Origin of the sequence: Alkalihalobacterium chitinilyticum, from assembly GCF_029028005.1 — a bacterium.
Taxonomy (GTDB): domain Bacteria; phylum Bacillota; class Bacilli; order Bacillales; family Bacillaceae_F; genus Alkalihalobacterium; species Alkalihalobacterium chitinilyticum.
Genome location: NZ_JAOTPO010000001.1, coordinates 197,863 through 212,033, shown reverse-complemented (window position 1 = coordinate 212,033; position 14,171 = coordinate 197,863). Strand labels below are relative to the sequence as shown.

General features: G+C 37.3%; 15 protein-coding genes and 1 riboswitch. Of the genes, 13 read left to right on the top strand and 2 right to left on the bottom strand.

Translation table 11 applies throughout. The features are described 5' to 3' along the window. Positions 1–108: 108 nt before the first annotated feature. From ystJ to N7Z68_RS01020, 5 genes are all read left to right on the top strand, one after another. Positions 109–1,371 (top strand): NADP-dependent malic enzyme, encoded by a 1,263-nt coding sequence (ystJ, locus tag N7Z68_RS01040; RefSeq protein ID WP_275116595.1) that lies wholly within the window; start codon positions 109–111, stop codon positions 1,369–1,371. Positions 1,372–1,597: 226 nt separating this feature from the next. Next, a complete protein-coding gene (locus tag N7Z68_RS01035) occupies positions 1,598–2,002 on the top strand; it encodes a hypothetical protein (protein WP_275116594.1) in 405 nt (134 codons plus the stop codon). 78 nt (positions 2,003–2,080) lie between these two features. After that, a complete protein-coding gene (locus N7Z68_RS01030) occupies positions 2,081–2,788 on the top strand; it encodes a metallophosphoesterase (RefSeq protein WP_275116593.1) in 708 nt (235 codons plus the stop codon). Between the two features lie 96 nt (positions 2,789–2,884). Continuing rightward, positions 2,885–3,793, top strand: a complete 909-nt coding sequence (locus tag N7Z68_RS01025; RefSeq protein WP_275116592.1) for a MerR family transcriptional regulator — start codon at positions 2,885–2,887, stop codon at positions 3,791–3,793. A gap of 151 nt (positions 3,794–3,944) precedes the next feature. Beyond that, positions 3,945–4,553, top strand: a complete 609-nt coding sequence (locus N7Z68_RS01020; RefSeq protein WP_275116591.1) for a genetic competence negative regulator — start codon at positions 3,945–3,947, stop codon at positions 4,551–4,553. A gap of 285 nt (positions 4,554–4,838) precedes the next feature. On the opposite strand, the gene N7Z68_RS01015 is transcribed toward N7Z68_RS01020, so the two are convergent. Beyond that, the gene (locus tag N7Z68_RS01015) at positions 4,839–4,967 is read right to left on the bottom strand and encodes a hypothetical protein (protein WP_275116590.1); all 129 of its coding nucleotides are present in this window, start codon (positions 4,965–4,967) and stop codon (positions 4,839–4,841) included. 165 nt (positions 4,968–5,132) lie between these two features. Between N7Z68_RS01015 and N7Z68_RS01010 the strand changes: the two genes are divergently transcribed. Then, positions 5,133–6,050 carry a D-alanine--D-alanine ligase family protein gene (locus N7Z68_RS01010; protein ID WP_275116589.1) on the top strand — a complete coding sequence of 306 codons (918 nt, stop codon included), beginning with the start codon at positions 5,133–5,135 and terminating at the stop codon, positions 6,048–6,050. Between the two features lie 122 nt (positions 6,051–6,172). Here N7Z68_RS01010 and N7Z68_RS01005 read toward each other — a convergent pair whose 3' ends face one another. Next, the gene (locus N7Z68_RS01005) at positions 6,173–6,994 is read right to left on the bottom strand and encodes an alpha/beta fold hydrolase (protein WP_275116588.1); all 822 of its coding nucleotides are present in this window, start codon (positions 6,992–6,994) and stop codon (positions 6,173–6,175) included. Positions 6,995–7,333: 339 nt separating this feature from the next. Here N7Z68_RS01005 and N7Z68_RS01000 point away from each other — a divergent pair, with 339 nt between their 5' ends. The 7 genes from N7Z68_RS01000 to metC all read left to right on the top strand — a co-directional run bounded on the left by N7Z68_RS01000 (position 7,334) and on the right by metC (position 14,164). Further along, positions 7,334–8,617, top strand: coding sequence for a Glu/Leu/Phe/Val family dehydrogenase (locus N7Z68_RS01000; protein ID WP_275116587.1), 1,284 nt, complete (start codon positions 7,334–7,336; stop codon positions 8,615–8,617). Between the two features lie 106 nt (positions 8,618–8,723). Next, positions 8,724–9,716, top strand: a complete 993-nt coding sequence (locus tag N7Z68_RS00995) for a YpdA family putative bacillithiol disulfide reductase (protein ID WP_275116586.1) — start codon at positions 8,724–8,726, stop codon at positions 9,714–9,716. Between the two features lie 41 nt (positions 9,717–9,757). Then, positions 9,758–10,720, top strand: a complete 963-nt coding sequence (locus N7Z68_RS00990; protein WP_275116585.1) for an asparaginase — start codon at positions 9,758–9,760, stop codon at positions 10,718–10,720. Between the two features lie 36 nt (positions 10,721–10,756). Continuing rightward, entirely contained in the window at positions 10,757–11,392 is a 636-nt protein-coding gene (prsW, locus tag N7Z68_RS00985; RefSeq protein WP_275116584.1) for a glutamic-type intramembrane protease PrsW, read from the top strand. A gap of 22 nt (positions 11,393–11,414) precedes the next feature. Beyond that, positions 11,415–11,579 (top strand): hypothetical protein, encoded by a 165-nt coding sequence (locus N7Z68_RS00980; RefSeq protein WP_275116583.1) that lies wholly within the window; start codon positions 11,415–11,417, stop codon positions 11,577–11,579. A gap of 94 nt (positions 11,580–11,673) precedes the next feature. Next, positions 11,674–11,786: riboswitch (SAM riboswitch) on the top strand. 91 nt (positions 11,787–11,877) lie between these two features. Further along, positions 11,878–12,984 carry a methionine biosynthesis PLP-dependent protein gene (locus tag N7Z68_RS00975; RefSeq protein ID WP_275116582.1) on the top strand — a complete coding sequence of 369 codons (1,107 nt, stop codon included), beginning with the start codon at positions 11,878–11,880 and terminating at the stop codon, positions 12,982–12,984. Between the two features lie 16 nt (positions 12,985–13,000). Beyond that, positions 13,001–14,164 carry a cystathionine beta-lyase gene (gene metC, locus N7Z68_RS00970; protein WP_275116581.1) on the top strand — a complete coding sequence of 388 codons (1,164 nt, stop codon included), beginning with the start codon at positions 13,001–13,003 and terminating at the stop codon, positions 14,162–14,164. Positions 14,165–14,171 lie beyond the last annotated feature (7 nt).

The window sequence follows — 14,171 nt, the reverse complement described above, 5'->3', positions numbered from 1 at the left end:
AATTACACAATATTTTCAAATTGCTGGTTGATTTTAACGGTGTGATGTAATAAAATAACATAAATATTTTAAAAAATCAGAAAATAAAAACAGGAGTGAGAGAACAAAATGACTTTAAAGGAAGAAGCCTTACGGATGCATAAACAGCATCAAGGAAAACTAGAAGTAATCTCAAAAGTATCAGTGCAGAATACGAGGGACTTAAGTTTAGCGTATTCACCAGGGGTAGCTGAACCATGCAAAGAAATTGCTAATGACCAAGAGCGAGTTTTTGACTACACAATGAAAGGAAATACAGTTGCTGTTGTATCAGACGGTACAGCGGTATTAGGTTTAGGAAACATTGGTCCTGAAGCAGCTATGCCTGTTATGGAAGGAAAAGCTCTATTATTTAAATCATTTGCTGGAGTAGATGCTTTTCCAATTTGCCTAGACACAAACGATGTAGAAGAGATTATTCGCACTGTAAAGCTTCTTCAACCTACGTTTGGCGGTATAAATTTAGAAGACATTGCTGCACCTAGTTGCTTTATTATTGAGGAACGATTAAAAAAAGAAATGAACATTCCTGTTTTTCACGATGATCAGCATGGAACAGCTATTGTTACTGCAGCAGGGCTGTTAAATTCCCTAAAATTAACCAAAAAAGAACTTACCGATATAAAGGTGGTAGTTAATGGCGCTGGTTCAGCAGGTATCGCTATCGTTAAATTGTTGCATTCAATGGGTGTGGAACATATAATTTTATGTGATTCGAAAGGAGCGATTTTCAAAGGGCGTTCTTACGGAATGAATCCAGTAAAAGAAGAAGTTTCAGAATATACAAACCCGGATAAGTTAGAAGGGACATTAGCGGATATTATTGCAGGTACTGATGTATTTATTGGTGTGTCTGTGGAAGGTGCTTTAACAAAAGCGATGGTACGCTCAATGAATAGTGATCCAATCATTTTTGCAATGGCTAATCCGAATCCAGAAATCTTACCCAAAGATGCGATTGAAGCTGGTGCAAAAATAATCGGGACTGGAAGATCAGATTTTCCAAATCAAGTGAATAATGTGTTAGCCTTTCCAGGTATTTTCCGAGGCGCCTTGGACGTGTTTGCAACCGATATTAATGAAAGTATGAAAATTGCAGCTGTTTACGCTATTGCGCGCTTAGTATCGGACAGTGAACTAAAGGCAGACTATATTATACCGAATCCGTTTGACCCAAGGGTAGCTCCTGAAGTTGCGAAAAGCGTGGCAAAGGCTGCTTTGGAAACCGGAGTTGCTAGAAAAATGGTAAATCCGGAAGAGGTAGCTTCTAGAACAAGGGAAATGTCCGCTATCCGTGATAATGTATATTTAAGTTGTAATCTTGGAACTTAATTAAAAATAAGTTTTTTATAATTGAAGCATACTTGGCTCAAATTTGAGTACTAAAGTTAAAATAGTAACGATATATTTTGGTAATGAGAGGAGAACTGAATAGTGCTCCTCTTTTTTTAATTGGACATAGACTTACTTAAGTAAATAATTTCAGTAGGAATGGGCTCACCATTGATATGTATATATAGGTGGTTAAAGGATTAAGATCTAGAGAGGGGAAAGGAGTTTGAATAATTGGTTAGTTAAAAAAGCATTATTATTAATTGTTGGGCATGTTTGTATTAGTAGTTCTTCAGGGATCTTCCCATCCCCATTTGCTTTAACATTCTCAGAGTGGCTGGGAGAGTTAGTTTTTGCACCTTTTTCATTATTAGGTGCTGCGTTATTATTTATCATAGGTTTTATGGCATTAGCCTTTGTAATTAAAGAAATTATACTTGGAGTCGTGTATCCCTTCTTAAATAAAAGATTGGTTGACCCCAACGAATGTATAATAGCTATTATTTTTATTATTTCGTTTATTATACAAATAGTACTTCATCCTATCGCAGGGGTTCTGGCCGGAATCTTAGCTGGTGCATATGGTATAATGGAGGCAAATGAAGGAAAAGTTTATGATAGAAATTCGTAAAGGGGTTTTCAGATACTGTGTTTTTTATTTATATAGGTAGTATCGTAATAGTACTCGGCACAATTCTGCTGTTTTTTTATGTATAGAGAAGCTTTTCGAAATCATGTTAGTGAAGTTGAGCTGAAATTTCCTAATTTTCCTCAATCATTTGATGGAATGAGGATTTTTTTTATTTCTGATGTTCATTTTCGCTTACTTGATGAAGAACTCGTTCGTCAAGTGAAAGGGAAAGTCGATTTAGTCATTATAGGTGGAGACCTATTAGAAAAGAAAGTCCCATTTTCAAATGTAGAAAAGAACATTACACTACTTCAATCACTAGGTCCAATTCACTTTGTGTGGGGCAATAATGATTATGAAGGTGACTTTCGAAGGTTAGATGCGACGTTACTTGAAAAAGGTGTACAAATATTAGATAATACAGCAGTTACATATGAAAATGAAGGAGAAAAAATTATCCTTTTAGGTGTCGATGATGTTGGTTGTGAACGAGATCGTTTAGAGTTGGCCCTACAAGATAGTGACGAAGGATTTCGGATCCTTATTAGCCATAATCCTAGTATCGTTGAACAATTAAAACATGAACACCAAATAAGCTTAGTATTATCTGGACATACGCATGGAGGTCAAATTCGGTTCTTTGGTTTTGGGATAGCTGAAATCGGTGGGCTGAAGAAGCGGAATAACACAATCTTATTTATTAGTAATGGTTATGGTACTACAGGAATACCTCTTCGGTTAGGGGCCAGGGCGGAAACACATTTGATCACATTAAGATCTGAATAGGATATTAATTATTGAGCGTTTATTATACAAAGTTTACACAAACGTTTTCCTCTATTATACTAAGGATATTAATGTTGGTGGTTTGGAGGAAGTTCAATGTCTTCAAAAGAAGGTAAGTATAATATTAAAGCAATTTGCCAGATGCTTGGAATTCAACCCGGTACTCTTAGAGCTTGGGAAAGAAGATATAAAATGATTGAGCCAGTAAGGAATCAGGCAGGGCATAGGCTATATACGGAAGAACATGTTGCTATATTACGCTGGCTTATTGAAAAAGTAAATAATGGTTTCACAATAGGTCAAGCGGTAGGGCTTATGGAAAAAGGAAATATTATTTTTGATGTAACAGCTGAAAAGAAAAAAGACGATTACTCAGAACAGTTAGCTGATGAAATCTTAGAAGCGCTACTGCAATTTAGAGAAAACAAAGCTCATGAACTAATGAATCAAGCATTTAGTTTATTTAATGTAGAAAAAGTAACGATCGAGATACTAGGTCCATTGTTAGTAAGAGTAGGTGACATGTGGGAAAAGGGTGACATAACAGTAGCTCATGAACATTTTATATCTAGTTTCTTGAGAACAAAGATAGGGAATATTTTCCAGAGTTTCCCTGTAGACGGATATTTACCAAAGGTAGTTGCTGTTTGCGGCCCTCAGGAAAAGCATGAACTTGGTTTATTGATCTTCACGTTATTCTTACGAAGAAAAGGGTTTGAAGTCGTTTATTTAGGCGGGGGTATACCTGAACGTGACGTTGAATTGGTGATTAAAGAAGTGAGTGCTAAGTTTTTCTTTACATCATGTACGCTTTCACTAAATCTTCCGAGTACATTTGCACTCATCAATCACCTAGAAGAGACATTTGAGGACCTAATAATTGGTGTAGGTGGAACAGCTTTAAGCTACATGTCTGAAAAAGATGAACAGAAGTATGGTAAATATGTAGTTGGTATAACAAAACAAGATTGGGAAAGTTGGTTATCTGCACACCTAAAACGATAATCTATTATAGGAAATGGTTATAAACCAAGAACCATCGACGTTCCTCTGACATATCTTATAGTAACAATCATGACAACAAACGGTACAATATACGCATTAACCGTTGAATGAACGGTCTGGGGCGGGATGCCTGGCACAGGGAGGGTCATAGATGCGTTTAGAGCGTTTAACCATGGATAAAATAAAAATTTTTTTAACCTTTGATGACCTAAAAGAAAGAGGAATGACGAAAGAAGACTTGTGGATGGACGGTCCGAAAGTACATGATCTGTTTCGTGAAATGATGTCCGAAGCAGATGATGAACTAGGCTTTAAAGCGGATGGGCCAGTTGCTGTTGAAGTATTTGTTATGCCGGCGCAAGGTATGGTCATCATCGTTACAAAAGGCTCTAGAGACGATGAAGAGTTTGAAGATGATTATGATGATGGTTACATTGAAATGAAGGTTACACTTGATGAAAGTGATGAAGTGTTCTATGAATTTGACACCTTCGAAGATGTAATTGCTTTATCTTCAAGACTCTATCCTTTTGGAGTGGTTGGCGGTACGTTATATTCATATGACAATAAATTTTATTTAAAATTTGAAGAATATGATCTTATTGGAGTCGATGACGATTCGTTTATCGCATTATTATCTGAATTTGGTAACCCTTCAACTATAACCACGTATCGGATTGCGGAATATGGTAAAGAACTAATGAAAGTAGAAGCGATTTATCGAACATATCACACGTTTGTCAATAGGCCTAAATGTTAACGCCTCTCGAATAGGGGCGTTTTTTTATGTTTATGTTAAAGAGAGATTATAAATGGGGGCTGCAAAGAAGTACATTCTTTATCGTACAGTGGCTTGAGGTCGCTTTGGTCCATCAAACGTGTCCAAAACCGGGACACTTATTGCTGGTCCTCCAGTGCTTGTCGCCGATAAGCAGGCCCCTTACGCTTTTCTACTTGTCTAGCTCCAGCACCCAGCGCCTAGTGGACTTCACTCGCCTCCTTACGATAAGGCAACATCGTATCGCATTCGCTCTACGTGTTTTCTTTATCTCATACGGCGGGCTCCAGTCCATACGTCGCTAAACGGGTCCTTACGCTTTTCTACTTGTCTAGCTCCAGGGGCCATCGGCTCGAGGTCGCTTCGGTCCATCAAACGTGTCCAAAACCGGGACACTTATTGCTGGCCCTCCAGCGCTTGTCGCCGATAAGCAGGCCCCTTACGCTTTTCTTTACTTCATGTTATGATAGTAGGGATTGTGGTAATTTTTGTTGTGTTGTAGCAAGAGTTACATAGGCGAATATAATGAGGATACATATTATTTTAGGAGTGATACTCAATATGAAAATTGGTGTATTGTACGGTGGAACATCAGCTGAGCGAGAGGTTTCTTTATCTTCGGGTAAAGGAATTATCGATGCCCTCTCAAAAAAAGGACATGAAGTAATCGGTATTGATTTCCATCCGCAACGAATTAACGACATCATCAACTTAAATGTTGATATCGTATATATAGGTTTGCACGGACGTTACGGTGAAGATGGTAGAATTCAAGCATTGCTTGAAATGCTAAACATCCCATATGTAGGGTCAGGAGTTCTAGGATCTGCCTTAGCCATGGATAAAGCAAAAGCCAAAACGTTCTTTCATAAAAATGACATTCGCGTAGCGAAAGAAATGGTTGTATATAAGCATAACTATGCTAAAGGACAATTTAAATGGGATACGAATTTCCCGGCAGTAGTTAAACCTAACCAAGAAGGTTCCACAATAGGATTAACGATTGCCCAAAATGAACAAGAATTATTAAATGGTATTGAAGAAGCGTTTAAGTTTGATGATACTGTATTAGTGGAAGAATTTATTGATGGTGTCGAAGTAACGGTTGCAGTGATGGGGAATAAAGGTGAGGAAAAAGCATTACCGGTTGTCGAGATTGTACCGAAAAATAAATATTATGATTATGAAGCAAAATATGCGCCTGGTATGAGTGAGCATATTGTTCCTGCTCGTGTTGAGGATGAAGTGACAACTTTGCTGCAAAAAAATGCAGTCTTAGCTCATCAATCATTAGGTTGTGATATTTATTCACGTGTGGATTTTATCGTTCCAAGAGACGGCAGTGAACCTGTAATATTAGAAGTAAACACTCTTCCTGGAATGACACCGACGAGCCTCTATCCGGATGCAGCGAGAGAAATTGGCTTATCGTATGAGGATATGATTGAACGTTTAGTAGAGCTTTCCATTAAAAAGTAAGAAAAAAAGGCTGACTTAAAAGGTCGCATTTAGCGGCTGATTTGAGTTAGCCTTTTCTCTTATCAAAACAGGTTAACTTATATCAAGATAGCTCATTCTATTTAACTTTTAATGATAAGTTTCTACTTTATTTCCATGAAAAATTGGGCGGATGTTGGATGGTCCTGATCATATGTACTTTGTAAAAAGTGCAAAATCGCATGATTAAACTCATCTGGCTTTTCTATCTTACCAACATGACCTGCCTTTTTAATCGTTACTAACTGTGAATTTGGAATAAGCTTGTGCATCTTTTTTTGGTTATAAGGTCGACAAATTTTGTCATTCTTACATAGAATGACTAATGTCGGGACATCGATTGTTGGTAAGAGCGTTCGATAATCGATTTCTAAGCACGCTTTCCAAGCTGGAATAAAGCTGTTGAATTTGTCGGACCAAGCAGGTAATACTTTCTCGATCATCTTCCTATCTTTCGTATAAAGGCACCTTTCAGTTGAAATCATTTTATGTTCTTCAGGAGTAAGCTGTTCGATCTTTTTTTTCCTACTCTTATAAATAAAGTTTCCGAGCCACTTTGGTACATAAAAGATTGAATTAGCAAGAATGAGCGATTGAACTTTTGAGGAATCTAATTTATAAATTTCTTGTGCAATAATGCCGCCCATTGATAATCCGCAAATATGAGCTGTCTTTATATTTAGTTTATCTAGAAGGGCTAGAATATCTTTAGCAAAATTCGTAATAGATATTTCTTTGTTGTCGGGAAGTGTTGATTTTCCGAATCCTCTTAAATCAGGAATAATTAAATCATAATGATTAGCCAGCTCATGTTGATATTTCCACCCTTCTTTTCTTTCACCTAAACCGTGGATGAGAACAAGTGGTTCTCCAGTTCCAAGTCGGTCATAATAAAGAGTAATATCATTAACGACAACGTTATACACTCAAAATCCCTCCATTCTTGAATATAATACCATATATATAGGTAATAATAACCTAATTTATGTAAGAATAAATAGAGATAGCTTAGTAAATTTATTTTTTAGTAGTTTATCCCTCCTTTAGAATGATAAAACTGAGACGTGAAACAGTTTGCTGTATGTTTTTAATTAATTAAGTGAACTCATCCAGAGAAGTTTTATCATCGGTCCAGCACCAACAAAGTTTATAAAAACTTTTTATAACAATGGGTGGAAAAAATATGTCTTTTTCTTTATAGTTATAGATGGTAAGTTTTTAATATAACTACACTTTTGTTTGATCATATCTTCGAGGTGAATTTCATGGTAGAGAAGGACATGCAGGAAGCTACTGAGTCTAAAGAAAAGGAAAATATGAATGTTTTGTTTTCCACGCAAAAAGTAATAAAAGAGGCATTAGATAAACTTGGTTATGCCGATGAAATGTATGAGTTAATGAAAGAGCCAATTCGAATGTTGACTGTTCGAATTCCGGTCCGAATGGATGATGGCTCAACTAAGATCTTTACAGGATACCGTGCTCAACATAATGATGCAGTAGGCCCAACAAAAGGTGGAGTAAGGTTCCATCCAAGTGTTACAGAAACAGAAGTGAAAGCGCTGTCAATTTGGATGAGTCTTAAAGCAGGTATCGTTGATTTACCATACGGTGGAGGAAAAGGCGGTATCGTTTGTGATCCTCGTGATATGTCATTCCGGGAATTAGAACGATTAAGTCGGGGATATGTTCGAGCTATTAGCCAGGTAGTAGGTCCAACGAAAGACATTCCAGCACCTGATGTATTTACAAACTCTCAAATTATGGCTTGGATGCTTGATGAATATAGTAGAATTCGTGAATTTGATTCACCTGGCTTTATTACAGGAAAGCCGATTGTACTCGGCGGTTCACACGGTCGCGAATCGGCTACAGCTAAAGGTGTAACGATTTGCATTCGGGAAGCAGCTAAGAAAAAAGGCATTGATATCGAAGGAGCACGTGTCGTCATCCAAGGTTTTGGGAATGCAGGAAGCTTTCTGGCGAAATTCATGCATGACCAAGGAGCAAAAGTAATTGGAATTTCAGATGCTTATGGTGCTCTGCATGATCCTGATGGTCTAGACATTGAATATTTACTCGATCGTCGTGACAGTTTCGGAACAGTAACAAATCTTTTCAAAGAAACCATTTCCAATCAAGAATTACTAGAACTTGATTGTGACATCCTTGTACCAGCTGCGATTGAAAATCAAATTACTGAAGCAAATGCTGCAAACATTAAAGCTAAAATTGTCGTTGAAGCAGCGAATGGTCCAACTACGCTGGAAGGAACACGCATTCTAACTGAAAAAGATGTTTTGATCGTTCCTGATGTTTTAGCTAGTGCAGGTGGTGTGACAGTATCTTACTTTGAGTGGGTTCAAAACAATCAAGGTTACTATTGGACGGAAGAAGAAGTGGAAGCTAAATTAGAAAAAGTAATGGTACAAGCATTTAATAACATTTATAACCTTTCTCGGGGTAGAAAAGTAAACATGCGTTTAGCTGCATATATGGTCGGTGTTCGTAAAATGGCTGAAGCTTCTAGATTTAGAGGCTGGGTATAAATGGTTAGGCACATAAAGAAATATTAGATAATAAACTACAACCCTTGCATCGAATTGATGCAAGGGTTTATAGTTGTGAGAGATAAAACAAGAGGTGGAAATTGTTATGACTCAAGAAGAAGTTATTATCGTTGGCGGAGGTCCATGCGGGTTAGCAGCAGCTATTGCGTTAATGAATCAAGGGTATAGCCCATTAGTGATTGAAAAAGATAATATTGTTAGCTCAATCTACCGTTACCCAACGCACCAGACCTTTTTTAGTACGAGTGAGAAACTTGAAATCGGCGGTGTTCCTTTTGTAACGGTTGAAAGGAAACCTAAGAGAAATCAGGCTCTTTCTTATTATCGAGAAGTGGTTAAGCGAAAGGAAATTCGTATTAATGCTTATGAACAAGTGACAGAAGTAAAAAAAAGAAATGATGGTACTTTTACTGTAAGTACACTTAAAAATAACGAATTACCGGTTGAATATCATTGTAAATATGTTATTGTAGCCACTGGTTACTATGATCATCCCAACATGATGGGAGTAAAAGGTGAGGATCAAAGTCATGTCTTCCACTATTTTAAAGAGGCTCACCCCTACTTTGACAAAGATGTAGTTGTTATTGGCGGTAAAAATTCGGCTGTTGATGCTGCGCTTGAACTGGAGCGCGTTGGAGCTAGAGTAACCGTTCTTTACCGTGGTGATGAATTTTCAAAAAGTGTAAAGCCATGGATATTGCCAGAGTTTGCATCTTTAATTAATAACGATCTCATTCAAATGGTTTTTAAAGCCGAAGTGATTAAAATAAAAAAAGAATCTGTAGTTTATGAAGTGAATGGAGTAAAAAGAGAAGAGAAAGCAGATTTTGTTTTTGCAATGACCGGCTATCATCCCGATCATTCATTTTTGCATAACATGGGTGTAGGTACAGAAAAAGAAACTGGGAGACCGATTTTCAATGAGGATACAATGGAAACGAATGTGGAAGGTATTTTTATAGCTGGTGTTATTGCAGCAGGAAATAATGCAAATGAAATCTTTATTGAAAACGGGCGCTTTCATGGTGGCTTAATTGCAGCTGAAATCGTTAAGAGAGATCATAGTCGGAAGTGATCAAAGGAAAGTAAAACTTAATAGACAGGGAGATTAGACATATGAGAAAGGTCGCTTTAATTACAACAGGAGGAACAATAGCATCCAAGAAAATCGCTAGTGGCTTGTTGTCATCAGGCGAGTTAACAGGTGAAGAACTAGCTTCACTTTGCCGATTGCCATCTGATATTCAAGTAGAAGTCCATAGTTTGTTCCAACTTCCAAGCATGCATATCGATTTTGATCGGATGCTCGAATTAAAAAAGAAAATAGATGAAGTATTTGAAGATCAGTCAGTAAGCGGGATTGTCGTTACTCATGGCACAGATTCATTGGAGGAAACAGCTTACTTTTTAGATTTAGCTGTTACCGATCAAAGAAAGATCGTCGTGACAGGTTCGCAACGATCACCCGATGATCTAGGAACGGACGTTTATTCTAATCTTAGAAACTCAATATATGTTGCAGTCGATAAAAGCCTAGATAATATTGGGACAGTAATTGTATTTAATGAGCGTATATGGTCGGCAAAATATGTAAAGAAGGTACATGCATCAAATATGCAGGGATTTGAATCATTCGGTTATGGTTATTTAGGAATTATCGATAATGACGTTGTAAGTGTTTATCAAAAACCACTCGAAAGAGACTGCTATGTCATTAATAATTACCTCCCTCAAGTAGAAATCATTAAATGCTATGCAGGTGCAGATGGTAAATTTATTAGATGTGCCGTGAACGAGGGAGCAAAAGGAATCGTCCTTGAAGGGGTAGGAAGAGGACAAGTATCTCCTCACATGGTAGATGATATTTCGGCAGCTATTAAAGCAGGGGTTCAAGTAGTTGTTGCTACTAGTGCTGAAGAAGGGCAAGTACATACTTCCTATGACTATCGAGGGAGTGCTCATGACTTGAAATTAAGAGGTGTTTTCTTAGGTAAGGACTATGATTCAAAGAAAGCAAGAATCAAGCTTGCTGTATTAATTTCATCTGGGGGAGACATAGAAAAAGGTTTTAAAATATAGAGAATTGATTGAAGTTCAGAGAGGATTGGAAAAACGTTGTTTTCGCTCATAACGGCAACCACTGGTCCAGCCATGGCTTTATTTTGTTACTTTTATCTAAAAAACGATGTCAGTCACCAAGCATTGTTAATGATCATAAAAACATTTATTATTGGTGCTCTCTTGGTGTTTCCAGTCATGGTCATTCAATATGCAATTGAAGTGGAAGGTGTTTTTACCTCGGAGTTTACTATTGCATTTTTCGGGTATGCGTTTACTGAAGAGTTCTTTAAATGGTTTCTCCTTTTTTTCTTTGCGTATAAGCATGCAACTTTCAATAAAACATATGATGGTATTATTTACGGGGTCTCTATTTCATTAGGATTTGCTTCTGTAGAAAACTTTTTTTACTTAATCGCAAATGGTCTAGAAACAGCTTGGCTTAGAGCTTTGTTCCCTGTAAGCAGTCATGCTTTATTTGGTGTAATCATGGGATATTATCTGGGGAAAGCGAAATTTTCAAAAAAGCGACGAAATCGTTATGTGCTTTTTTCTTTATTTCTTCCCATTTTACTTCACGGAAGCTATGATTTAATATTATTAACAATGGACAGATATATTCACATTACGATGCTTTTATTTATGATTGGCCTTTGGACGTTTAGTATACACAAAGTAAAAATGGCAAATTAGATCGAGTGTTAGGGGTGTAAATATGACTGAAAACACAAGATATCGTGTTGTAATTCGTTGTCAAAAATGTGGTGAAAAATTTATCCTTCGCGGAAGTCGAGGAAAAGACGGTAACTATGAAACAGGATTTATCCGTTGTGTCTGTGGGAATGAAGATGACTTACAAATAGATGCAACCCCTGAGTAAATAAAATAAAATAAAAAAGTTATTCATACAAAACCTATTGCTTTTTTCGTACAATTCATGTAATTTAGTATCAAGTGAAAATTGAAAATTAATTTTCTTATCAAGAGAGACGGAGGGAATGGCCCGGTGAAGTCTCAGCAACCAGCTGTATGCTATACAGTCAGGTGCTAATTCCAGCAAGCGTTAGTATAGCTTGATAGATAAGAAGGAGCATAGCCAATAGAAATTGTTTTCTTAGCCTTCTTCTTATTATTAAGAGGAAGGCTTTTTGTATTGATATGAGTGGAGGAGAGTTACGATGAACAAAGAACAGCTAGAAACCAAATTAGTACAAATCGGGAACCGACTAGATGAACATACAGGAACAATTAATGCGCCTGTTTATTTTTCAACAGCATACCGTCATACAGGAATCGGGGAATCAACAGGTTTTGATTATTCAAGGACCGGAAACCCAACAAGGTTGGTGTTAGAAAAAGCTATCGCTCAACTGGAGGCGGGTGATCAAGGATTTGCCTGTAGTTCGGGTATGGCAGCAATCCAAACTGTGTTTTCTTTATTTAAGCAAGGAGATCAAATACTAGCCTCAAGCGATTTATATGGCGGGACGTATCGTTTGTTTGAAAACGGCTGGAAAAACTGGGGCCTGTCATTTAATTATGGCGATCCAAGAAACCTAGTGGAATTTGAACAATTAATTACTAAAACGACGAAAGCATTATTTATTGAAAGTCCAACTAACCCATTAATGCAAGAAGCGGATTTATCAGAGTTAGGCCAATTAGCTAAAAAGCATAATCTCCTATTAATTGTCGATAACACATTTTATACACCTCTTTTACAGCAACCGATAAATGATGGTGCTCATATCGTCATTCATAGTGCCTCTAAATATTTAGGCGGACATAATGATGTGATTGCAGGATTAATTGTAGCTAAAGGTAAAGAGCTTTGTGAGAGAATAGCCTATTACCACAATGGGATCGGGGCCATATTAAGTCCATTTGATTCGTGGTTACTAATACGAGGAATGAAGACATTAACTCTACGGATGGAGCAACATCAAAAAAATGCACGTGAAATAGCAAATTATTTAGAGAAACATTCAGCAGTAACTGAAGTTCTATATCCTGGGCGCGGTGGTATGCTTTCTTTCCGTATTAAGGATGCAAATTGGGTAAATCCATTTTTACAACAATTAAAATTAATCTCGTTTGCAGAGAGTCTTGGAGGAGTAGAAAGCTTAATGACGTATCCGACGACTCAAACCCACGCGGATATGCCTGAAGAGGTACGGGCTGCGAACGGGATGTGCGACCGTTTGTTACGTTTTTCAGTAGGAATTGAAAATTGCCGAGATCTTTTGGATGACTTAGATCAGGCCTTTAACCATGTGAATTCATAGAGGGGATGTAATAAAAATGAGTGAACAATTTTCTTTTCAAACACGCTTGCTGCATAATAATCAAAAATTTGATAAGGAGACGGGAGCTGTAAGTGTGCCAATTCAACATGCTTCCACTTTTCATCAATTTGATTTTGATCAATTCGGAACATTTGACTATGGTCGTTCAGGAAACCCAACTCGTGCAGCGTTAGAAGAAACGATTGCTGAATTAGAAGGTGGAGTTCAAGGCTTTGCTTTTGCATCTGGTATGGCAGCAATATCAACAGCATTTATGTTGTTATCAAAAGGAGATCATGTTGTGGTTACAACAGATGTGTACGGCGGAACATTTCGATTTGTAACCAAAGTATTGAGCCGGTTAGGGATTGAATATACGTTTGTCGATATGACAAATCTTGATGATGTTGAAGCTGGCATTCAAGAAAATACGAAAGTGATATATGTTGAGACTCCATCTAACCCAACGATGAAGATTACTAACTTAAAAGAAGTAGTAGCATTGGCGAAAAAATACGAGTGTTTAACGTTTGTAGACAATACATTTATGACACCTGCACTACAACGTCCAATTGAACTTGGAGTAGATGTTGTATTACATAGCGCTACGAAATTTATAAGCGGTCATAGTGATGTTATTGCAGGGTTAGCCGTCGTAAAAGATGAAGAATTAGCCGAACAATTAGCTTTTTTGCAAAATTCATTTGGATCGGTATTAGGTGTTCAAGATTGTTGGCTCGTATTACGAGGTCTAAAAACGTTACATGTTCGTATGGAGCATTCATCAAAAGCGGCTTATGAATTAGCGTTGTGGCTGAAAGAACAATCAGAAGTAGAGCGTGTTTATTATCCGGGGTTAGAAGGTCATCCGGGTTACGACATACAACAAGAACAATCGGATGGATTTGGAGCAGTTCTCTCTTTTGAATTAAAAGATAAAGATGCGGTTAGACAGTTTGTAAATAACGTAAAAGTACCAGTGTTTGCGGTTAGTCTAGGTGCTGTTGAATCGATCTTATCTTATCCTGCAACGATGTCACATGCTGCAATGCCTGGTGAAGAACGACAACAAAGAGGTATTACGGATGGTTTGTTAAGGTTATCGGTAGGTTTAGAAAGTGTTGAGGACATTAAGAAAGATTTCAGCAATGCTTTTGAAAGCTTGGCGGTCACGAAATAACTATAAA

What these genes read in the sequence shown, in the direction of transcription:
- ystJ (WP_275116595.1), top strand. Translation starts at nt 109, where the DNA reads ATGACTTTAAAGGAAGAAGCCTTACGGATGCATAAACAGCATCAAGGA.
- N7Z68_RS01030 (WP_275116593.1), top strand. Translation starts at nt 2,081, where the DNA reads ATGTATAGAGAAGCTTTTCGAAATCATGTTAGTGAAGTTGAGCTGAAA.
- N7Z68_RS01025 (WP_275116592.1), top strand. Translation starts at nt 2,885, where the DNA reads ATGTCTTCAAAAGAAGGTAAGTATAATATTAAAGCAATTTGCCAGATG.
- N7Z68_RS01020 (WP_275116591.1), top strand. Translation starts at nt 3,945, where the DNA reads ATGCGTTTAGAGCGTTTAACCATGGATAAAATAAAAATTTTTTTAACC.
- N7Z68_RS01010 (WP_275116589.1), top strand. Translation starts at nt 5,133, where the DNA reads ATGAAAATTGGTGTATTGTACGGTGGAACATCAGCTGAGCGAGAGGTT.
- N7Z68_RS01000 (WP_275116587.1), top strand. Translation starts at nt 7,334, where the DNA reads ATGGTAGAGAAGGACATGCAGGAAGCTACTGAGTCTAAAGAAAAGGAA.
- N7Z68_RS00995 (WP_275116586.1), top strand. Translation starts at nt 8,724, where the DNA reads ATGACTCAAGAAGAAGTTATTATCGTTGGCGGAGGTCCATGCGGGTTA.
- N7Z68_RS00990 (WP_275116585.1), top strand. Translation starts at nt 9,758, where the DNA reads ATGAGAAAGGTCGCTTTAATTACAACAGGAGGAACAATAGCATCCAAG.
- N7Z68_RS00980 (WP_275116583.1), top strand. Translation starts at nt 11,415, where the DNA reads ATGACTGAAAACACAAGATATCGTGTTGTAATTCGTTGTCAAAAATGT.
- N7Z68_RS00975 (WP_275116582.1), top strand. Translation starts at nt 11,878, where the DNA reads ATGAACAAAGAACAGCTAGAAACCAAATTAGTACAAATCGGGAACCGA.
- metC (WP_275116581.1), top strand. Translation starts at nt 13,001, where the DNA reads ATGAGTGAACAATTTTCTTTTCAAACACGCTTGCTGCATAATAATCAA.